Genomic DNA, 19,904 nt, shown 5'->3' on the forward strand with positions numbered 1-19,904 from the left:
TCCGCCGTCTTACGAGGCCACACCCCCGGACGACACGTTTCAGACGGGCCGCAGCGGCCAGACGAGCGTACGAACTCGCGCAGTAGCAGTACGCGCCACGACGGCCGGTGGTAGGAGAACGATGGGAATGGCGAAGGTGTCGCATCTGCCCGGGCGGGCGGAACACCACTGGATATGGCAGATGGACGCCGCGTGCCGCGGTGTCGGCTCGGAGGTGTTCTTCCACCCCGAGGGCGAACGCGGCCAGGAGCGTGCCGAGCGCGAGGAGGCGGCCAAGGCGGTGTGCGCGGCCTGCCCGGTGCGCGCCCGCTGCCTGGAACACGCCCTGCGCGTGGCGGAGCCCTACGGCGTCTGGGGCGGCCTCTCGGAGAAGGAACGCCGCTCGGCCGTCGGCTCGGCGGACCAGGCGGACACGGCGGCGGCCTGACCCCGGGCCCGGTGGCGCCCGCGGTGACATGAGTTCCGCAGAACTGGAAATCCGCGGGGTATGACACGCATCGCGAAACCACACCGTGAGGGTGAGCAGGAGAACCCGGGGCCGGGCGGGCACGCGGCTGCGCCACCGGGGGCTCCGGACAACCGGACGGTCGGCCCGCCCGGCGAGCCGACCGGCTCCGACCATCGGACCGCCGAGCCGGGTGATTCCCGCGAGCGGATCGGCGACCGGATCGAGGCGGCCGAGGAGCGCGGTCCCGATCGGCCGACCGAGCTGCCGCGGCGGTCCTGGTGGGCCGTACTGCGGGGCACGGTGCGGGAGTTCTCCCGGGACGAGCTGTCCGACCGCGCGGCGGCCCTGACCTATTACGGGGTCCTGGCACTCTTCCCCGCCCTCCTGGTGCTCGTGTCCGTACTGGGCATGACCGGCGAGTCGGCGACCCGGGAAGTGCTGGACGCGCTGCGCCGCGTGGCTCCCGGTGCGGCCGGGGACATGATCGGCGACGCGGTCGGGCAGGTACAGGGCCGCAGCGGGGTCGGCTCGGTCGTGGCGGTCATCGGTCTGGTCGTGGCGCTCTGGTCCGCCTCCGGCTACACCGCCGCGTTCATCCGCGCGTCCAACGCCGTCTACGACGTGCCCGAGGGCCGCCCCGTCTGGAAGGTCCTCCCGCTCCGCCTGGCGCTCACGGTCACGCTGATGGTGCTGGCCTGCGCGAGCGCGCTCATCGTCGTCTTCACCGGGGACCTGGCCCGTCAGGCGGGCGACCTGCTGGGTGTCGGCGAGAGCGCGCTGACGGTGTGGTCGATCGCGAAATGGCCGGTGCTCGTGCTCCTGGTGACGGTGATGATCGCGCTCCTGTACTGGGGCGCGCCGAACGCCAAGGGCCGCGGCTTCAAGTGGGTGACCCCCGGCAGCTTCCTCGCCCTGCTGATCTGGATGGCGGCCTCGGCCGGATTCGCGTTCTACGTCGCGAACTTCGCCTCCTACAACAAGACCTACGGCGCCGTCGCCGGTGTCATCGTCTTCCTGGTGTGGCTGTGGCTCAGCAATCTCGCCATCCTGCTCGGGCTGGAGTTCGACGCGGAGATGGCCCGTCAGCGGGCGATCTCCGGCGGGCTGGCCAAGGGGGAGGAACCGTACGTCGAACCGCGCGACACGCGCGCCTGGACCGACGAGGACCGCCGCCGCATGGAGTGAGCGCCGTGCAACGAACCAGGTGAAGGACCGCGGGCCCGGGGATTTCCGGGCCCGCTGCATGCCCGCCACAGCCGCCCCGCGGCACGCAACCGGCGCCGGTCCCCCCGCAGCGGGGGGACCGGCGCCGATGTGCGGTACAGCGTGCGGTACAGCGGATCTCAGCCCGGCCAGGTGCCCGTCAGGCGGCGGGTGGCCACGGCCCCGGACCGGTCGACGGCGGCCTTCACGACGGCGAAGATCGCGCCCTGGAGGCTGGCGGCGATGAGGATCTCCTTCCAGGAGCGGTCCTCGTCGGTGGCGTCGGGGGCGTCCCCCTCCCCCTCGACCAGCTTCCAGACCTGCTTGAAGGCCATCCCGGCCAGCATGCCGCTGAGCGCGCCGAGGGCGAACCCGACCGGCTTGTACGCGACCTTGGACGCCTTCACTTGCGCCCCCGCGCGCGGCGCACGAGCAGGAACACGAGCACGGCGCCGCCGAGGGCCAGCAGCGGGGTGCGGTTGGTGCGCGCCGCGGCCACCGCCTGGCCGGCCGTGTCGAGGACCGGGTCGGGGGTCTTCTCCTTCGCCCGCCGCGCCGCGTGCTCCGCGCTCTCCCGGAGCTGGCCGGCGACCACCGCGGCCTTCTCCACGGCCTGGTCCTTCACGGCCACCGCCTTCCCCTTGGCCTCGGCCGTCTTCTCCTTGACCTGCGCCGTCTTCTCCTTGGCCTGCGCCTTCACATCGGCCTTGTGGGCGAGCGCCTCGACGGTGCGGCCCAGTTCCTCGCGGGTGTGCTCGATCTGGTGGCGCAGCTCCGCGGCGGTGGCCTCGTCGCTCTGCGACTGCTCGGTCATCGGTGTGTCCTCTCCTTGATCTCGGCCACGTCGGCCTTGACGCTGTCGATGGTCCGCTCGGGTACGGGCGGGCCGGCCCGCGTGATCCGCTTCTTGCCCACGCCCGCCAGTACGGCGGCGAGTGCCGCGAGCAGCGCGGCGAGGATCAGGGCCGAAGCCCACACCGGCAGCACCAGGGCCAGGGCCGCGATCGCGGCCGCCGTCACCGCCTGCGCCGAGAGGACACCGAGCAGGCCGGCGCCTCCGAGCAGGCCGCCGCCCTTCCCGAACTGTCTGCCCTTCTGTCCCAGTTCCGTGCGGGCGAGCCTCATCTCCTCGCGCACGAGGGTGGAAATCTGTTCCGATGCCCGCGAGACCAGCACGCCCACCGAGTCGTCCGCGGGGCGGGACTGTCGTTCAGCCGTACTCACGATGCGCACCCTTCTCTCCGTCTGCGTCGTCCTACCGGGGGACCGCAGGTGACCGAAGGGGGGTCCGGACCCAGGGCGTGTGCAGCCCCGGGACGACCCGCCGTCCTGCCTTTTTTCCGTTCGCGTGCTCGCGGCGGAGCGCGTCCGCCGCCTCCCGCGCGCCTGCCCCCGGCTCCGCGACTCATTCACCGGGCGGGGGTGGGCGTTTCAAGAGGGCGCGACGGGCCAGACGAGGGCGAGTACGGGGACGTACGCGACGTGGCGAAGGGAGCCCGGGGTGGGGCACGTGTCTCGTCCGCCGGAAGCCGGTGGAGGCCAGGGGCCGTGGCGGGAGCGGGCCGAGTGCCGTCGCCTCGGCGCGCGCCCGTTCTTCCGCGCGCGCCTCGACGCGCCGACCGCTTCCCCCTCCGCCGTCGCCGCCGCGAAGGAGGTGTGCGCGCTGTGTCCGGTGCAGCCGCAGTGCCTGCGGCACGCCTTGCGCACGGGCGAACCGGCCGGGGTGTGGGGCGGACTGGACCCGCGGGAACGCCGCCGCCTGCTCACCGCGCACGCGGAGGGCCCGCCGTAACGCCGGGCCCCGGACGGACCCGGCGTGACGGAACCGCGTACGGCCCCGGCGCACCGCCGCCCGGTCAGGGGCCGGCGGCCGCCTCCCGGGGGCTGCGCAGGTGGTAGACGGCGAAGGCGTTGCCGATGACGGGCATCGCCACGTTCCGCACCCGGATCCCGCCCGCCGTCATCCCGTGCTCGGTGCCCGCGTGCGCGTGCCCGTGGACGGCGAGGTCGGCCCCCGCCCCGTCCATCGCCTCGGCGAGGAGGTAGCTCCCGAGGAAGGGGTAGATCTCCAGCGGTTCGCCGGCGAGGGTGTCCGGTACGGGTGCGAAGTGGGTGAGGGCGATGCGCAGTTCGCTGCCGTCCTCCTCCAGCGCGCACAGGGCTCGCTCCAGGCCTTCCGCGCAGTCGCGGGTGTAGCGGATGAAGGCCTTCATCTCCGGTTCGCCGAACTCGCTGCCGCTGCGTCCGGCGAAGCCGCCGCAGAAGCCCTTGGTCCCGGCGACGCCGACCCTGGTCCCGTCGATGTCCAGGGTGACCCCGGTGCCCTCCAGGACGTGCACGCCCGCGGCGGTCAGCTCCGCCGTCACGGCCTTCTCCTGGTCGCTCTGGTAGTCGTGGTTGCCGAGCACCGCCACCACCGGCACGTCCAGCCCCGTGACCTCGGCGGCGACCACCCGCGCCTCCTCGACGGTGCCGTGCCGCGTCAGGTCCCCGGCCAGCAGCAGGAGGTCCGCCCGCTCGCCCAGGGTGTCGAAGGCGGGCCGCAGGGTGCCGTTGCTGCCGGGGCCGAGGTGGATGTCCCCGACCGCGGCGACCCGGATCACCACAGCTCCTCGGAGTGGTCGGGCGGTACCGGCCGGCAGACGGTGACGTCCTCGCGCCACTCCACTCCGGCGAGTTCCTCCGCGGCGATGCGCAGCACCTCGGCCCGGCACTCGGGGCTGGTGACGCTGCCCCGGACCATGGCGCCGGCCCCGTGGACCTCGACGCGCACGCCCAGTTCCGCGAGGTCTTCGCGGGCCAGCCGGTCGTACAGGCGCCCGATGCGGTACTCCGTCTGCTCGCGGCCGGTCATGACCTCTCCTCGGTGGCGGTGTCCGGTGCGGGCTCCCGGTCGCCGATGACCCGGAGCCGCTCCAGGAGGTGCAGGAAGGCGTCCGGCAGCGGCTCCGCCCGGTACGCCCGGTCCAGCCGGTGCCAGTCGATCTGCTCCCGCAGCATGCGGGCCATGGGCAGGAGGTCGCCGAAGTCGCAGTAGTGCTCGCAGAGCGCGGCGAGGCGGCTGTCCATGAGGTCGGTGGGGGCGAGGACGGGCATCCACACCGAGTCCACCGCCTTGAGGTGGGCCCGCTCCAGCAGTTCGGTGCTCACCGGGCGGCGGGCCAGTTCGAAGATCAGGTCGATCTCCTCGCCGCCCGAGCGCCCCTTGACCAGCCAGTCCTCCGGGGCGCGGCGCATCTCGATGCCGCCTGCTTCCAGGGCCTTGACGGCCGCCTCCGCGTCCTCGGGCCGGACGCAGAAGTCGGTGTCGTGCTGGAAGCGGGCGGGCAGGCCGTGCGCGAAGGCGGCCACGCTCCCGGCGAGCGCGAAGGGCGGCCCGGACCGCTTCAGAAGCGCGGCCACCAGTTTGGTGGTCTCCAGAATGGCCTGGGTGTGGTCCTTGGGCAGCGGGCCCGCGGCGGGAGCGGGCGGGCTCAGTCCGGGCGGCGGGGCCTGACCCGGGGGTGCGTGCGGCGTCTCCACGGTCGTCATGGGAAGCGGGTACCCCCCACGCACGAGCGAAACACTCCCGGCGCCGCGGATCCGCGGCCTCATCCGGACCACGTCCACTCGGTGACCGCGGCCGGGTCCACCCCGGTGCGGCGCAGTTCCGCGCACAGCGCGTCGCGCTCGCGCAGGTACCCGGCGGCGAGGTCCCGGTACCGGTCGCGGCGGGCCGGGTCGTCGGCCGGCAGGTGCCGCAGGACGGCGGCGGCGAGGTCGTGGCGGGAGGTTCCGTTGCGCACCAGCAGGTCGTAGGGGGTCGTGGTGGTGCCCTCCTCGACGTAGCCGCGGACGTGGAACCGGTCGGGGCGCGGGCGTCCGTGGAGCAGCTGGTGCACCGCCGAGGGGTAGCCGTGGAAGTCGAGGACGACGGGGGTCTCCTCGCCGAACAGGGCGCGGAACCGGTCGTCGGCCATGCCGTGCGGGTGCCGGTCCGGCGGGGCCAGTGCGCAGAGGTCCACGACGTTGACGAACCGGATCCGGGCTTCGGGCGCGTCGCGCCGCAGCAGGTCGGCGGCGGCGAGCGATTCGACGGTCGGGATCCCTCCGGCGCAGGCGAGGACGGCCTCGGGTGGGCGGCCCCCGTCCGTACCGGCCCAGGGCCAGGCGGCCGCGCCCGCGCGGCAGTGGGCGCGGGCGGCGTCGAGGTCGAGCCACTGCGCGGCTTCGTGTTTGCCCGCGACGACGGCGTTGACCTTGTCGGTCTCGTCCAGGAGCCGCTCCATGGTGACCAGGAGGGTGTTGGCGTCGGGCGGCAGATAGACGCCGGTGACGGCGCTGTTCCGGTTCAGCAGGTTGCTGAGGAAGCCGGGGCCCTGGTGGCTGTACCCGTTGTGCTCCTGGCGCCAGCCCTCGCTGCTGAGGAGGTACGTGAGGCTGCTCACCGGCGCGCGCCAGGGCACTTCGCGGGCCGCCTTCAGCCACTTCGCGTGCTGGTTGGCCATGCTGTCGACGACGGCGGCGAAGGCCTCGTAGGTCGGGAAGAGCCCGTGCCGTCCGGTGAGCAGGTAGCCCTGGAGCCAGCCCTGGCAGGTGTGCTCGGACAGCATCTCCATCACCCGGCCGTCGCGGCTCAGGTCCTCGGAGTACTCCTCCACCGGCCAGACGTACGCCCGCCCGCTGGAGGCGAGGACGGCGTCCAGCTTGTTCGAGGCCAGCTCGTCCGGCGAGACGATGCGGAAGTCGCGGTCCCCGGCGGTGGCGAGCATCAGCTCGGCGAGCCAGCCGCCGAGCACCCGGGTGGGGCTCGCGGTGGCCGTGCCCGGCCCCTTGGCGGCGTCGACGGCGTGCGGGCCGATCGGCGGCAGGGCGAGCGGGCGGCGCAGGACTCCACCGTTGGCGGCGGGCTGCGCGCCGATGCGGGCGGCCCCGTCCGGTACGGCGGCGAGCACCTCGGGTACGGGCCGTCCCGCCGCGTCGAAGAGGTCCTGCGGGCGGTAGCCGCGCAGCCACGCTTCGAGCGCCCGCAGCTGCTCCGGGTCGTCGTGGACATCGGGCAGGGGCACCTGGTGGGCGTGGAAGGTGCCCTCGACGGCCAGGCCCCCGACCTCGGCCGGGGCGCCCTGCCCCTTGAGGCTGCGCAGTACGATCACCGGCCACGCGGGGCGGACCGGCTTGTCCCCCGAGCGGGCGCGGAGCTGGAGGGCGCGGATCGCCGTGTGGGCGTCGAGCACGGCCTGCGCGAGCGGGTCCCCGGGCGGGTCGCCGGTGACGTCCACGATCCGCGGGTCCCAGCCGTAACCCCGGAAGAGCGCGGTCAGTTCGTCGTCGGACATCGTCGCGAAGACGGTCGGCGAGGAGATCTTGAAGCCGTTCAGGTGCAGGACCGGCAGGACCGCTCCCCCGGTCACCGGGTCCAGGTACTTCGTCGAGTGCCAGGCGGCGGCGGTGGGCCCCGTCTCCGCCTCGCCGTCGCCGACGATGCAGGCGACGATCCGGTCCGGCGCGTCCAGGGCCGCGCCGAAGGCCGTCGCCAGGGCGTAGCCGAGTTCGCCGCCCTCGTGCAGGGTGCCCGGCACCGCCGGGGAGAGGTGGCTGGGAAAGCCGTCGGGGGCGCAGTAGCGGCGCGCAAGTTCCCGCAGTCCCCCGGCGGTCCTGGCCAGGGCCGGGTCGTAGTCCTCGTGGGTGCCCTCCAGCCACAGGTTGGCGTGCAGGGCGGGCGCGCCGTGGCCGGACCCGGTGACCAGGAGGACGTCCGCGCCGCGCTCCCTGACCAGGGTGTTCAGGGCGGCGTAGACCCGGGTGATGCCGGGGCAGGTGCCCCAGTGGCCGAGCAGCCGGGGCTTGAGGTGCTCCGGGCGCAGCGGCTCTCGCAGCAGGACGTTGTCCCGGAGGAAGACGAGGGCCGCGGCCACGTAGTCGGCGGCCCTGCGGTAGGCGGCCGGATCCGGCCGGCGGGAGGGGTGGGCGGGCTCGCGGGCGGGCCCGGTCACGACGCGGCCCCGGCCCGGTCGGCGGCCAGCGGGGCGGTGTCCATGCCCGCCCCGGCCCGCAGGCCCGCGAGGAACTCCTCGATGGCCTCCACCGAGGTGTGCGCGGGTTCCCAGGACAGCTCCTCGCGCGCCCGGGCGGCGTCCATCAGCGGCAGCCGCAGGACCGAGTCGAACAGGTCCGGTGAGGCCGGTACGAGGTGCAGCCGCCAGGCGGCGGCGAGGGCCGCCCTGACGGGGCCCGCGGGCATCGACAGCTTCCGCGCGTCGAAGAGGCGGGCCAGCACGTCGGCGTCCACGGGCGGGTCGGCCGCCAGGTTGAACGCCCCCCGGACGGGCAGGGTGACGGCCGCGCGGTAGGCGGCGGCCGCGTCGTCCGTGTGCAGGGCCTGGAAGCGCAGGCCCTGCAGGTCGGGGACGGCGGGCAGCAGCCGGGGGCGGACCAGGCGGCCGGGGAGCAGCCGTCCCGCGAAGATCCGGCGCTGCTCGGAGGCGGACTGCCGTTTGAAGAGGAAGCCGGGGCGCATCCGGACCACGCGGATGTCCGGGTGCCGCTGCTCGTAGGCGTCCAGGACGCGTTCGAGGTAGGCCTTCTCGCGCGTGTAGGCGGCCTGCGGCCAGCCGTGCGTGGGCCAGGACTCGTCCACGGCCCGGTCTTTGGGGCCGGGCGAGTAGGCGCCCACGGACGAGGCGTGCACGAGGACGGGGACGCCCGCCCGCGCGACCGCGTCGAAGACGCGGATGCTTCCCAGGACGTTGGTGCGCCAGGTCTCGGCGGGGTGGTGGGTGGGCTGGAACTTCCAGGCGAGGTGGATCACCGCGTCCGCTCCGGCGAAGAGCGGTTCGAGGTCGGGGCCGCCCGGCTCGATGTCCACCGCGTGCCAGCGCGTCTTCGCGGGCCGCCAGTCGGGCACCCTGCGGGCCAGGCCCGTCACGGCTCCCACCGCGCCGTCGGCCGCGAGGGCGGCCACGACGCTGGTCCCGACGTTCCCGGTGGCGCCGACGACCACGATGCGCGTTCCGCCTGGTTCTTCGGGACCGCGCGGTCGTGCGGGCTCCTGTTCGACGGTCGCGCCGGGGTCCGCTGCCGCCGGGGTACGTCGCGTCATCGCGTCGGCTCCTCTCCAGAGCGTGCTGCCGCTCACCGCGAGCAGGAGGGCGCCTACCCGGGCCCGCGGACCCCATTCCCGCCGGGTCCGGCGGGGGCGGCGGCGGCCGGATGCGTGTGAACGGGCCGTTCCCGGGCAGGGGCCCGGCGTCCCCTGTCGCCGAGCCGTGAACGGACGGAGGAGGCCCGTGAGCTACGTGAACCCCGGCGGTGCGTTCGCGCGGGACGACCGCTACCTGACCACCCGGATCACCCGCGACGGGCGCGACGGCTTCCCCGTCGAGCCGGGCCGCTACCGGCTGGTGGTCAGCCGGGCCTGTCCGTGGGCCGGGCGGGCGGTCATCGTCCGGCGCCTGCTCGGACTGGAGCGGGCCCTGCCGATGGCCGTGGCGGGCCCGACCCACGACGAGCGCAGCTGGCGCTTCGACCTGGACCCCGGCGGCCGGGACCCCGTGCTCGGCATCGAGCGGCTCCAGGAGGCCTACCTCGCCCGCGACCCCGACTACGACCGCGGCATCACGGTGCCGGCGATCGTGGACGTGCCCACCGGCAAGGTGGTCACCAACGACTTCCCGCAGCTGACGATCGACCTCTCCCTGGAGTGGACGGAGCACCACCGCGAAGGGGCGCCCGCGCTCTATCCGGCGGAGCTGCGGCCGGAGATCGACGCCGTGAACGAGGCGGTCTACGGGGACGTGAACAACGGCGTCTACCGGGCCGGTTTCGCCGGGTCGCAAGAGGCGTACGAAGCGGCGTACGCGCGCCTGTTCGCCCGCCTCGACCAGCTCACCGAACGCCTTACGCGCTCCCGCTACCTGGTCGGCGACACGCTCACCGAGGCGGACGTCCGGCTGTTCACGACCCTGGTGCGCTTCGACGCCGTCTACCACGGCCACTTCAAGTGCAACCGGCGGAAGCTGTCCGAGATGCCGGTCCTGTGGGCGTACGCGCGCGACCTCTTCCAGACGCCCGGCTTCGGCGACACCGTCGACTTCGACCACATCAAGCGCCACTACTACCTGGTGCACGAGGACATCAACCCGGCCGGCATCGTCCCCGCCGGTCCCGACCTGTCGGGCTGGCTCGCACCGCACGACCGGGACCGCCTCGGCGGCCGCCCCTTCGGGGACGGCACCCCGCCGGGACCGGTGGCGCCGGAGGAGGCCGTCCCGGGCGTGCCGGGTGCGTAGGCCTCCTCCGGCGGGCCGGGCCCGGCGGGAGCGGGTACGTCCTTACGCGTGCCCGGCGTGCGAGGGGTGCGCCGGGGGCGGGGAGGCCGCGGATCCGGAGGGCGCCGGGGCGGGGGGCGGCGCGGCGGGAGCCTCCGGGGGGCCGGTGTGGGGGCCCGTGTGGGCGGTCCCGGACTCGATGGTTCCGCCGAGGCGGGCGCGGGCGGGGGCCAGCGCTTCGGGTGAGGCGGCGGTGACGACCCAGCGGGCGCCGACCAGGTAGGCGCCGCCGTACGCCCGCGACTCGGCGAGCCAGGCCGCCCGGCCCGCGTCGGCGGCGAAGGTGGCGATGCGGTAGGCCCCCGGGCCCGAGCCGCAGGCGCCCTCGCGCAGCTCGTCCGCCTCCACCGTGACCTCGGCCGTGCAGCCGAGGGCGGCGGCGAGGTCCTGGAGCGTGGGCGAACCGGGCGGGAAGGGGGCGGGGGAAGCGACGGCGGGGGCGGCGGGGGCGCGCCGCGCCGACGGCTGCCCGGCGGGTGCACCGCAGGCGGCGCACAGCAGGGCGAGGGAGAGGCAGAGCCCGGCCGTCGCCGGCAGGAGGCGGCGGGCCGCGGGGCCGGGTGCGGGCGCGGGCGCGGGCGGCGGCCGCAGGGGGCGCGGCCGTGGCGGTGGCTGCGGGCGCGGCGGGTGCGGCGGCCGCGGTGGCTCCGGCGGGTGCGCCAGCTCCGGCAGCCCTGGCAGCTCCGGCCGGGGCGGTGATGTCGGCGGTCGCGGCACGGTTCAGCCCGCCGCCGGGGCCTTCTTGCCCGCGTCGGTCACCGCGAACCAGAGCCCCTGCTTGTTGTGGCCGTTGGTCTGGCCGGGCGCGGTGTCACCGGTGAAGGTGTAGACGGGCCAGCAGTCGATCGTCAGCTGCATCGTGCCGTCGGGGCGCTTCACCGATCCCACCAATGCGGCGGCAATTCCGTTCACCTTCTTCTTGTCCACGGCCGCGGCGGGCTTCCAGGTGTCGAGGCACGCCCCGAGGCAGCCGAATTTCATCGGCCAGGCACTGTCGTTGTTGAACCGGTAAAGGGTGCGGCCCTGGCCGTCCATGAGAATGTTTCCGAGTTTCGCGTCGTTCATGACGGAGAGTTCCGCGCCCATCTGTCCCACGGACATGCCTTCCGCCGGTTTCGCCGCCGCCGGCTTCTGGTCGACGGCCTTCTTTCCGTCGGCCGCCAGCGCGTGCCAGGTTCCGCCGACCCCTTCGCCCTTCGCCTCGCCCGGCCGGCTGTCCTGCGCGTACCGGTACACGGGCCAGCCCGCCAGGGTCAGCTGGCGGGTGCCGTCGGGGCGGACGACCGCGCCCAGGAGGTTCGTGTCGATGCCCGCCGAGGCCGTGGCGTCATCCGCCGGAACCGCGGGCCAGGTCGTGGCGCAGCTGCCGTCGCAGGCCGACTTGGGCGGCTGGGCGGTGTCCTTGTCGAACCGGTATAGGGTGGCCCCGGCGCTGTCGGTGACCACGTTGCCCACCGCCGGGACGGCGCGTACGGCCAGCTGCCCGGCCGGCGCGCCCTTCGCCGCGGCGCCGGCCGCGGAGCCGGAGCCGGCCGCGGGGTCCGCCGCGGCGTCCGCTCCGTAGCCGGAACCGGAGCCGGAGCCGGAACCCGAGCCGTACCCGGCGCCGTATCCGTCACCGTTACCGCTGCCGCCGCCCGGGGATTTGCTCCCGGCCGGCTGCGCCGCATTCGCGGTGCGGAAATTCTCGGTGTCACTTCCGCATCCGGCCGCCAGCAGCACCACGGCGGCCACCGATCCGAGCATTAACCCACGACGCTTGTTGTTCACGACTGCTCCCAAGATTTCCAGGATTCGGATGACGACCGGCGCTTTTCACGCCGTGTTCCATTCATAGGGCCCGCGGACCCCTTTCCCTTCGGATCTCCCGGAATTTGTCAGATCGCGCCAAACGGTGAACTGCTCCGGCCTACTCCTGAATACGCAGAGCGAGCGCCGGACAACGCCGGACCGCCCGCAGGGCCTTCGGGCGCAGCGGCGCGGGGACCTCCATGACCCCCTGAGCCGGATAGCCGTCGCCGTCGAGCCGCACGACGTCGGGCAGCAGGTCCACGCACAGGCCGTGGCCCTTGCACAGGGTCCAGTCCACGACGAGCCGTTCGGGGTTCGCGTCGGCGGGCAGCGGCAGGGCGCCCAGGACGCGGCGTCCGCAGCCGCTGCCGACCGCGTGGTCGCGGAACTCGTCGGGGAAGACGGCGAGCGCGGAGGCCACGAAGGACGAGGTGCCGTCGGGGTGGCTGCACGCGCCGCGGCCGCGCACCCCGCGCATCCGTGCCTCCACCGCTTCGAGGGCTGCCCGGCCGCCCCCGTTCACGAGGTCGGTGACGGCCCCGGCCAGCGAGGGCAGTCCGCGCACGCACGGACCGCACTGCCCGGCGGACTCCGCCGCCATCCAGCGCACCACCCGGGCCACTTCCCCGGCGGGGCAGGTGTCCTCGGGCAGCGGCAGTACGGCTCCCGCCCCGAGCACCGCGTCGAAGGCGGCGAGGGACTCGCGGGAGAGCACGGCGGCCAGCGCCGCGCCCGGGGTGAGCCAGCGCCCGTGGTAGCCGCCGACCAGCACGCCCTGGCCGGGCGCCGCGCCGCACAGTCCGAGGACGTACGCCAGCGAGGTGCCCATGGGCACCTCCACCACGGTGGATCCGGCGACCGTCAGCAGGGTGGTTCCCGGTTCCGCGGGCAGTCCGACCGCCCGGTAGTCCAGGGCGCCCAGCCGGGCGGCGACCGCGAGTTGGGCGTACGTCTCGGTGTTGGAGAGCAGGGTCGGCGCTCCGCCCAGCCCGCGTTCGCTGGTGCGCACCTTCTGGCCGGACGGCAGCGCCTTGCCGCCGTCGAGTCCGGCGATGAGGGCGGTGCTCTCCCCCGTGACGAACCGTTCGGGGAGCCGGGTGACGCGGACGCGCCGGCCGGCGGGGCCGCGTTCGGCGACGGCGGCGCGCGCCGAGCGCTCGACGTCCTCGCGGGTCACGCCGACGACCACGTCCTCGGTGCCCAGGGCCGCGGCGGCCAGCAGGGCGCCGTCGAGGACGAGGTGCGGGACGTGCAGCCACAGCGCGGCGTCCTTGAGGCAACTCGGTTCGCCCTCGGTGCCGTTGACGACGACGGCGGAGCGGCCCTCGCGGCCGCGGGCGGAGCGGGTGACGGCGCGGAGCTTGCGGGCGAAGGGGAAGCCCGCTCCGCCGCGCCCGCGCAGGTCGGTGTTCTCGGCCAGGGCGAGGAGTTCGTCGGGCCGGTAGCGGGGCATGCTGCCGTGCACGGCGAGGTGGCCGCGCCGGTCGAGCCGGTCGGCGGCGTCGAGCCCGGCCAGCAGCCGGGGCTGCCCCACGCAGCCGAGGGCCGGGTGGGGCGCGTCCGTCACTGCCGGCCCCGGATTCCGTCGAGCGGTCCGGCGGGCCGGTCACCGGCCACGACCCCGCCGACGCCCCACGGGGGGCCGTAGGGCTGCGGTTCGGGCCAGGGCATGACCGGCAGGGGGGCGGGCGGCCCCACCGGCACCGACCGGCCGGCCACCACCGGCGCGGCCGCCGCCCGCGGGGTGAGCAGCAGATCGGCCGCCGCGGCCGGTGCGAACGGCGCCTCGGCCGGTACGAGCGGTGCCTCGGCCGGTGCGCCGCCGCGCCGGTCCGCCTGGCGCCCCGGGCGGGTGACCGGCCGGGCCGCGGCCGGTTCCGCGGGCTGGTGGAGGAACGACCGCGGCGGCGCGGCCGAGCGCGGGCCGGGCACCCGGGCGGCGGACGGCGCCGGGGCGGCGGGCCGGACCGGCTGGGCGGGGCGGGCGCGCAGCCTGCCGCGCAGCCGCAGGGCGAGCACGCCGGCCACCCCGACCAGGCAGAGGGCGTACGAGACGGTCACCCAACCACTGGCGGCGCGGCCCGACTTGAGCCCGTGCACCAGGGACGCGCCCCAGGCCGGGTAGGCACCCATGTGCAGGGCGCGCCACCACAGGGAGCGGCCCTTGGTGGCGAAGGCGCTGCGGACCGCGCCGGAGACCGCGACGGCCACGAAGAGGTAACCGGCCAGCGTGCCCAGCCCGATGAGGAGGGCCTGGTCGGGGTCGGTGAAGGGGACGGCGACCGCGGTCGCCGTGGTCCGCGACCCGGCCACCTTGACCCAGACGTGCAGGGCGAGGAAGCCGAGGCCCGCGACGGCGAGGCCGCGGTGCGCGCCCTGGGCGGCGATCCGGTGGCCCGAGGCGAACAGCGTGCGGTCCGTCGCGGCCAGGCCCCACAGGACGGCGGAGGTGAGCGAGACGAGCGAGAGCACGCCCGCCCCGTAGTCGAGGAAGTCCCACAGGTGGGACAGGGCGCCCGCCCGGGCGGCCACGCCCAGGGAGACCAGGGCGGCGAGGGCCGCGGCGGCCAGGGCGCCGGGGTGCGGGCCGCCGCCCGCGGAGAGCAGGGGCGGCCGTCGCAGGGCGCGGCGGCCGACCGCGGCGGCCGCCGCGGCGCCGGCGTGGCGTCTGGTGCGGTGGGCCCGGTGCGAGCGGGGCGCGCGGATCTGGGACAGGGGCATCGGGTTCTCCCATACGCCAGGACCGAGCACTCCACGTCACGCGCTCGGCGCCCGGGGTGATCGTCGGAACTGCTCGGCAGCGGGCGGCGGATGGGTGCCTCGCCGACCGGGGAGCGGGGGCCGGAGTGCAGAAGCATCGTGGAGCTGCGCAACGCCTCCACAGGATTTATCGAAACGTGACAAGTTCTGGTGCCCGCAGCGTCATCGCATCGAGTATCCCCGGAAGATTCCCTTCCAGTGGTGCGGATGTGACCGGCCCGACGCGCGGTTCACCGCTACACAGGGGGAGGCGGGCCCCGACGGGGCGTGCCACCCTCCCACGGGACAGGCCGTACCCCGGCATGAACGAGGTAACAATGTGCGAACTTCTCAACCGCATCTGGTCCCGCCCCCGCGGCGAATGGACCCGGGTCCTGCGAAAGGAACTGCCCGCGCTGGCCGCGGGCATGGTGGAGGAACTGCGCGACGTGCTCCCGGAGTTCTCCGCACTCGTCGAGGACCTCGGCGACGAAGCGGTCAGACGGCGGGTGGAGGCGGCCCTGCTCACGGTCCTCGGTTACCACGAGGGCGCCGGCCGCGCGCCCGGCGCCGAGCCGGAGTGCGATCCCGCCCTCGCACCGGAGCACCGGCGGCTCCCGGACCACCCCCGGATCCCCAAGCAGCGCGACGACGAGTCCCCGGTGCGCGCACCGCGGCCCGCCCTGACCGCCGTTCCCGCCCAGGGCAGCGCCGCCGACCGCGCGCGGCGGGAACTCTTCGCCGCGCTCACGGGTGACATGACCATGACCGATGCCGAACTCGGCGAACTGGCCGCGGCGGCGCACTGGCCCCTTCCGGCCACCGTCCGGGCCGTCGCCGCGGCCACGCCGGGCGAGACCCAGCAGCTCGCCGCCGTCCTGGAGGACGGCCTCGCGGGTCTGGCCGGCGGGCAGCCCTGCCTGATCGTCCCGGCCCCCGACCCGGACGCCCGCGGCGCCCTGGAGGGCGCGCTGCGCGGCCGGTTCGCGGCCGTCGGCCACCCGGTCGCGCTGCGCGACACCGCCTCCTCGCTGCGCTGGGCGCTGCGCCTGCTCGCCCTCACCCCCACCCGCACCGGGCTGGACGCGCGGGCCGTCTTCGTCGACGACCACCTCTCGACCCTGCTGCTGCTCCAGGACGAGCCCCTGGCGCACGCGCTCGCCGCGCGCTGGCTGCGGCCCCTCAACGACCTCACCCCCCGCCAGAGCGAGCGGCTCGAAGTGACCCTCCTCGCCTGGCTCGAAGGCGGCGGCGCACCCGAGGCGGCCAAGGCGCTGAGCGTGCACCCGCAGACCGTCCGCTACCGCATGCGGCAGCTGGAGAAGCTCTTCGGCCCCGGACTGCGGGACCCGCGCACCCGCTTCGAGCTGGAGATGGCCCTGCGCAGCCGCCGCCTCATGGCCCAGGTGCGGCGCCAGCACTCGCGGGCGGGCCGCCGGACCCGCGGCGGCGCCCCCGACTTCCGCCCCCTGGACGTGATGGCCCGCGTCAACGGCCTCTGAGCCGGCGGCGGAACGCGCCGCCCCCCACACACCACAGGCCCCGGCCCCTTCCCCGCCCGTACGGCGGAGGAGGGGCCGGAGCCACGCCCGGGGCGGCGCCGGGGAGGTGGGAGGGGGAGCGCCGCGCCGGGGGTCACGGGGGTCAGCGGCAGGCGCGCCCGCCGTTGATGCAGCGGACCGCATTCGCCATCAGCCCGTCCGACATCACGTTGATGAAGTCGCCGTGGTCGGTCACCGGCTTGTGGAGCTGCTCCGGGAAGCTGTCCACCGCGAACCGGGCGCCGGGGGCCACGCCGTAGACGATCCGCTGCACCAGCTGCGGGATCGCCTTGAACCCGGCGGGGCAGGCGCCGTCCTTCCCCGCGAAGGCCACGTGCGTGCGGTGGTTGGCGCTGTCGGTGTTGCGGCCGTCCCAGCAGCTCTGGAAGCTGAAGGTGCGTACGACGTCACTGCCCTTGGGGCAGATCGGGTACTTGTCCTTGAGCTGGCGGTTCTCGAAACCGGTGCAGCTCCAGGACGCGTTGGCGTTGGCGGGTCCGTTGGTGAAGGCCTTGGCGTCACCCGTGATGATCCGCAGGAACCGCGGCATGGCCGTCACCTTGGCGGCCGCGCTGCCCTTGAACTCGGTCGTCACCTGCTTCGGCTTGAGGATCGTGCCCACGTTGGCGTCCTGGCCCCCGCCGGGCGCCTTGGCGTCCTGTTCGGCCCGGCCGTCGCGCAGCCGCAGCACCGGCCAGTAGTAGGTGGACTGGTCGCCGTTGGTGCAGGTGGTCCCGGCGGCGGCCAGGCTCTTGTTGGTGGAGAAGGCGTCCGTCGTCTTGTTGCCCACGTAGTCGTGCATGTGGTGGGCGCCGTTGCCGACGCCGGGGGCGACGATCACGTTGTCGGGGTTGAGGTGGCGGTTCTCGTTGCGGCCGCAGTTCACCGTGAGGGATCCGGTGGAGGCGCGCGAGGAGGCCGCCGGGGGGCGCACGTTCGGCCGTACGGTGTTGATGGCGACGAAGTCGCTGCGCGCCGGGCCGCCGCCCGCGCCGCTCTTGCGGGCCAGGGCCTGGGCGTCGCCGCCGGCGGCGGGCTCGTCCGCCGGATCGGCGGCCGCGGCCTGCTTCATCGTGCACGTCCCCAGCGCCTCCAGACCTGCGGGGCGGGCGGACGCCTTGCCGAGCGTGTCGGAGATCCGGCCGATCGTCGTGCCGCGCTGCTGCTTCAGGCCGGCGAGCAGGGCGTCGCCGCGGGCCCGGCCCGTGGCGAGCTCCGCGTAGGCGTCGGCGACCTGCCCGTCCAGCTGCGCGAGGTCGCCGTCGACCGCGGAGCGGGCCTGTTCGGGGACGTCGCGGAGGGTGTCACCGACGTCGGGACAGTCGATGGTGGCCGTCACCGGGGCGCTGCGGGCGGCGTCCTGGCCCGCCGAGGCCTGCTGGGTGACGATCACGACTCCCCCGCCTCCCAGGGCGAGGGCACTGACCAGGGCGAGGGCCTTGTACCTCGGCCGGAGACGGCGTTTGTGGCCGTTCTTGCTCATGCGATCACTTCACTTCACTTCGTCGGTCGGGGGACGGTGGAGGGGGCGGGCGTGGCGTCGGCGAGCCCGTCGAAATCGACCAGCCCGCTCGCTTCGAGGACCTCGATGTGGTCCAGCACGGTGGTGTTGGCGTCCGTGGCCAGCCCCCGGACCATGGAGTTGCGGGTCTGCGCCCGCACTTGGGCGACGAGCGCGAACACCTTGCCGTGCGCCCGGCGCAGCAGCTGGACGAACAGCCGCTCGTACTCGGCCCCTTGGGCCCGGTCGAGCTGGTCGAGCCAGCCCTGCTGCTGTGCGCTGGGCCGGTCGGGCAGGTCGACGCCGAGGGCCTCGCCCACCTCCCGCACGCGCCGGTCGAGTTCGGTGTGACCCTCGACGAGGTGCTCCCCGGCGGTGCGCACCGCCGGCCGGGCGCCGCGCTGCTGGGCCTGGCGCCCCGCGGGCAGCTCCCACAGTCCGGCGAGCCGCACCTTGCGGACGAAGTCCCGGTCCTGGGGGCTCAGCGGGCCGAAGGCCGTGCTCAGGGTCCCGGCCCCGTCGTCGTCGGGCGAGGGGGTTTTCGCGGCCGCGGCCGCCGCCCCGGTGGTGGTGCCCGCGAACTTCTGCACCGGGATCAGCAGCGCGACCAGGGTGCAGGCCAGGGCGCCGATGACCACGACCGTACCGATCACCTGGCGCGAAGCGCCGGACATGCTGCCGACGGACGAGCGGCGGAATGACAGCACCGTGCCTCCTTGTGCGTGGTCCGGGAAAGCCGCGCCGTGTCTGCCTGTCGGCGCGGTGCCCCCGGGTGCCAAGGGACGCTAGGCGAGTGGGGCGGCCCGTACGGAAGGCCCCTCACGAACGGATAAAGTTCCGGGCGGCGCGGCGGGCGGATGGTACGGTTCCGCCCGGCCGCCCCGGATCGGACCCGCGAATCCGGCGGTTCTCAACTATCGTGCGGGCCCGCGTGGTTAGGGTGTACCGACCCTGCGACAGGAGATGCGTGATGCGCCGGCACGGACCCGCCCGCCCCGCTCTTGCCGCCGCCGCTCTCGCGCTGGCCCTCGCCGCGGCCGGCTGCGGCGGCGACGGCGGGACCCGGGAGGTCTCCCAGGAGGGCAGGGGCGGGTACCCCTGGGTGGCCACGGACGAGATCTGCAACGCCCTGCCCTACGGCAAACTCGCCGACCCCTTCGGCGCCCGCGAGGAGGTCGCCGACCGGGCCAAGCGCTCCGGCGGCGGCGCCCCCGGCTTCACGTGCACCCAGCCGCTGGTGCCGAAGGGCGGCGGCTACAAGGGCGTCAAGGTCGAGGTGGACTTCGCCTTCACCGAGAGCGTCGGCTTCGCCAAGGACGTCTTCGCCTCGGGCAGGAAGGACAGCGGCGCCACCGAGCCCGCGCGCGGTCGGGCCGACGTCGCGGGCGTCGGCCGGGAGGCGTACCGGTTCGCCTACACCAAGCCCGACGACCTGCACCAGGTACGCGAACTGCGCCTGCGGGACAGCAACCTGCTGCTGGGTGTGACGGTCACCGCGGACGCCCCCGCGCTGCCCACGCCCGAGACCCTCGGCGCCATGGACCGCACGGTCGACGCCTTCGCCCGGGGCGTCCTGGACACCCTGCGGAAATAGCCGCCGATGGGGAACACTTGACGCAAGGTTGACCGCTCCTTTCGACCACCCTGGCGGAGTCGGCCGTTACGTTCCCTCCCATGCCCCCACGACCCGCTCCCCTGCCCGTCCTCCCCTACCGCAAGCCCACCCGCGGCCGCGACTACTGGGTCCTGGACGACGTACTGCCCGACCCGGCCGCGGTCCGCGAGCGCGCGCTGGCCCGGGACGACTGGACCGAGGGGTACCCGCACAAACCCGAGAGCTGGCCCGGCCTGCGGGCCATGCCCGGGCTGGACCCCGGCGAGCTGGAGCGGGTGGAGCGGCTGGTCCGCACGGCGACGGGCGCCCGCGAACTCTGGGCCGAACGGCCCGCCGGCGGCGGCACGTTCAACCACAACTGCGTACAGGTCGTCGGCAAGGGCGAGTGCGAACCGCGCCCCCACACCGACTCGCGCAGCCTGTGCCGCTACGCCGCCGTGCTGTACCTCAACCCCCTCGTCCCGAAGGGGTGCGGGACCAGTTTCTACCGCCAGAGCCTGCCCGGCGGGGTCCTCGGCGGCAACCAGGTGACCGCCCCGCACAACACCCTGGTCGACGCGCTGGGCACGCGGTTCGTGGCGCCGGACTCCTTCGTGCCGGACGTCGAGGTCCCCCACCGCGCCAACCGGCTGCTCCTCTACGCCGCGAACATGATCCACAGCGCCACCGACTACTGCGGCAGCACCCTGGAGGACAAGCGGATGACCGCCGTCTTCTTCTGGAAGGCCTGACCCGCTCGGGCCTTCCCCGGTCCCTC

The 19,904-nt window shown here is 74.9% G+C and carries 21 protein-coding genes; 7 read left to right on the plus strand and 14 right to left on the minus strand.

Annotation, left to right across the window (positions count from 1 at the left end):
- The first annotated feature begins 127 nt into the window (after nt 1-127).
- Nucleotides 128-427, plus strand: coding sequence for a WhiB family transcriptional regulator (locus AC0693_RS29620; RefSeq protein WP_356413420.1), 300 nt, complete (start codon nt 128-130; stop codon nt 425-427).
- A 60-nt stretch (nt 428-487) separates the two neighbouring features.
- A complete protein-coding gene (locus AC0693_RS29625) occupies nt 488-1,633 on the plus strand; it encodes a YihY/virulence factor BrkB family protein (protein WP_469315597.1) in 1,146 nt (381 codons plus the stop codon).
- A gap of 158 nt (nt 1,634-1,791) precedes the next feature.
- Here the strand turns inward: AC0693_RS29625 and AC0693_RS29630 are convergent, their stop codons facing one another.
- From AC0693_RS29630 to AC0693_RS29640, 3 genes are read right to left on the minus strand one after another with little or no spacing between them, the layout of a single operon-like run.
- Entirely contained in the window at nt 1,792-2,058 is a 267-nt protein-coding gene (locus AC0693_RS29630) for a DUF4235 domain-containing protein (RefSeq protein WP_478740521.1), read from the minus strand.
- Nucleotides 2,055-2,465, minus strand: a complete 411-nt coding sequence (locus tag AC0693_RS29635; protein ID WP_469315596.1) for a DUF3618 domain-containing protein — start codon at nt 2,463-2,465, stop codon at nt 2,055-2,057. Before AC0693_RS29635 ends, AC0693_RS29630 begins: the two co-directional genes overlap by 4 nt.
- On the minus strand, nt 2,462-2,875 hold the full coding sequence (locus tag AC0693_RS29640; protein ID WP_356413412.1) for a phage holin family protein: 414 nt from the start codon (nt 2,873-2,875) through the stop codon (nt 2,462-2,464). The genes AC0693_RS29635 and AC0693_RS29640 overlap by 4 nt, the downstream gene beginning before the upstream one ends.
- A 286-nt stretch (nt 2,876-3,161) precedes the next feature.
- Here AC0693_RS29640 and AC0693_RS29645 point away from each other — a divergent pair, with 286 nt between their 5' ends.
- Nucleotides 3,162-3,443: a WhiB family transcriptional regulator gene (locus AC0693_RS29645; RefSeq protein WP_469315595.1), complete on the plus strand. Its 282-nt coding sequence runs from the start codon at nt 3,162-3,164 to the stop codon at nt 3,441-3,443.
- Nucleotides 3,444-3,507: 64 nt separating this feature from the next.
- Here the strand turns inward: AC0693_RS29645 and AC0693_RS29650 are convergent, their stop codons facing one another.
- The 5 genes from AC0693_RS29650 to AC0693_RS29670 are packed head-to-tail and all read right to left on the minus strand — an operon-like array spanning nt 3,508 to nt 8,633.
- Entirely contained in the window at nt 3,508-4,254 is a 747-nt protein-coding gene (locus AC0693_RS29650) for a metallophosphoesterase family protein (RefSeq protein ID WP_468466443.1), read from the minus strand.
- Nucleotides 4,251-4,505, minus strand: a complete 255-nt coding sequence (locus AC0693_RS29655; RefSeq protein WP_356413408.1) for a hypothetical protein — start codon at nt 4,503-4,505, stop codon at nt 4,251-4,253. The genes AC0693_RS29650 and AC0693_RS29655 overlap by 4 nt, the downstream gene beginning before the upstream one ends.
- Entirely contained in the window at nt 4,502-5,182 is a 681-nt protein-coding gene (locus tag AC0693_RS29660; RefSeq protein WP_469315594.1) for a nucleotidyltransferase family protein, read from the minus strand. Before AC0693_RS29660 ends, AC0693_RS29655 begins: the two co-directional genes overlap by 4 nt.
- Nucleotides 5,183-5,241: 59 nt before the next feature.
- Nucleotides 5,242-7,626: a phosphoketolase family protein gene (locus AC0693_RS29665; protein WP_478803357.1), complete on the minus strand. Its 2,385-nt coding sequence runs from the start codon at nt 7,624-7,626 to the stop codon at nt 5,242-5,244.
- On the minus strand, nt 7,623-8,633 hold the full coding sequence (locus AC0693_RS29670) for an NAD-dependent epimerase/dehydratase family protein (RefSeq protein ID WP_478803500.1): 1,011 nt from the start codon (nt 8,631-8,633) through the stop codon (nt 7,623-7,625). Before AC0693_RS29670 ends, AC0693_RS29665 begins: the two co-directional genes overlap by 4 nt.
- Before the next feature lie 286 nt (nt 8,634-8,919).
- Here AC0693_RS29670 and AC0693_RS29675 point away from each other — a divergent pair, with 286 nt between their 5' ends.
- Nucleotides 8,920-9,921, plus strand: a complete 1,002-nt coding sequence (locus tag AC0693_RS29675; protein ID WP_469315592.1) for a glutathione S-transferase family protein — start codon at nt 8,920-8,922, stop codon at nt 9,919-9,921.
- 42 nt (nt 9,922-9,963) lie between these two features.
- On the opposite strand, the gene AC0693_RS29680 is transcribed toward AC0693_RS29675, so the two are convergent.
- The 4 genes from AC0693_RS29680 to AC0693_RS29695 form a co-directional block, all read right to left on the minus strand.
- Nucleotides 9,964-10,677, minus strand: coding sequence for a hypothetical protein (locus tag AC0693_RS29680; protein ID WP_478803358.1), 714 nt, complete (start codon nt 10,675-10,677; stop codon nt 9,964-9,966).
- A gap of 3 nt (nt 10,678-10,680) precedes the next feature.
- On the minus strand, nt 10,681-11,730 hold the full coding sequence (locus AC0693_RS29685; protein WP_478803359.1) for an SCO0930 family lipoprotein: 1,050 nt from the start codon (nt 11,728-11,730) through the stop codon (nt 10,681-10,683).
- 139 nt (nt 11,731-11,869) lie between these two features.
- Complete coding sequence (locus AC0693_RS29690; RefSeq protein ID WP_478803360.1) at nt 11,870-13,318, minus strand: NADH-ubiquinone oxidoreductase-F iron-sulfur binding region domain-containing protein; 1,449 nt, start codon at nt 13,316-13,318, stop codon at nt 11,870-11,872.
- On the minus strand, nt 13,315-14,472 hold the full coding sequence (locus AC0693_RS29695; protein WP_478803361.1) for a hypothetical protein: 1,158 nt from the start codon (nt 14,470-14,472) through the stop codon (nt 13,315-13,317). Before AC0693_RS29695 ends, AC0693_RS29690 begins: the two co-directional genes overlap by 4 nt.
- A gap of 341 nt (nt 14,473-14,813) precedes the next feature.
- On the opposite strand from AC0693_RS29695, the gene AC0693_RS29700 reads away from it, so the two are divergent.
- Nucleotides 14,814-15,992: a PucR family transcriptional regulator gene (locus AC0693_RS29700; RefSeq protein WP_478803362.1), complete on the plus strand. Its 1,179-nt coding sequence runs from the start codon at nt 14,814-14,816 to the stop codon at nt 15,990-15,992.
- 142 nt (nt 15,993-16,134) lie between these two features.
- On the opposite strand, the gene AC0693_RS29705 is transcribed toward AC0693_RS29700, so the two are convergent.
- On the minus strand, nt 16,135-17,514 hold the full coding sequence (locus tag AC0693_RS29705; protein ID WP_356413395.1) for a DUF1996 domain-containing protein: 1,380 nt from the start codon (nt 17,512-17,514) through the stop codon (nt 16,135-16,137).
- Between the two features lie 14 nt (nt 17,515-17,528).
- On the minus strand, nt 17,529-18,206 hold the full coding sequence (locus AC0693_RS29710) for a DUF4142 domain-containing protein (RefSeq protein WP_478740589.1): 678 nt from the start codon (nt 18,204-18,206) through the stop codon (nt 17,529-17,531).
- Between the two features lie 296 nt (nt 18,207-18,502).
- Between AC0693_RS29710 and AC0693_RS29715 the strand changes: the two genes are divergently transcribed.
- The gene (locus tag AC0693_RS29715) at nt 18,503-19,126 is read left to right on the plus strand and encodes a hypothetical protein (RefSeq protein ID WP_478803363.1); all 624 of its coding nucleotides are present in this window, start codon (nt 18,503-18,505) and stop codon (nt 19,124-19,126) included.
- An 80-nt stretch (nt 19,127-19,206) separates the two neighbouring features.
- Nucleotides 19,207-19,878 carry a DUF6445 family protein gene (locus AC0693_RS29720; protein ID WP_478803364.1) on the plus strand — a complete coding sequence of 224 codons (672 nt, stop codon included), beginning with the start codon at nt 19,207-19,209 and terminating at the stop codon, nt 19,876-19,878.
- Nucleotides 19,879-19,904 lie beyond the last annotated feature (26 nt).

The sequence above is a fragment of the Streptomyces sp. NPDC043876 genome (genome assembly GCF_056435825.1).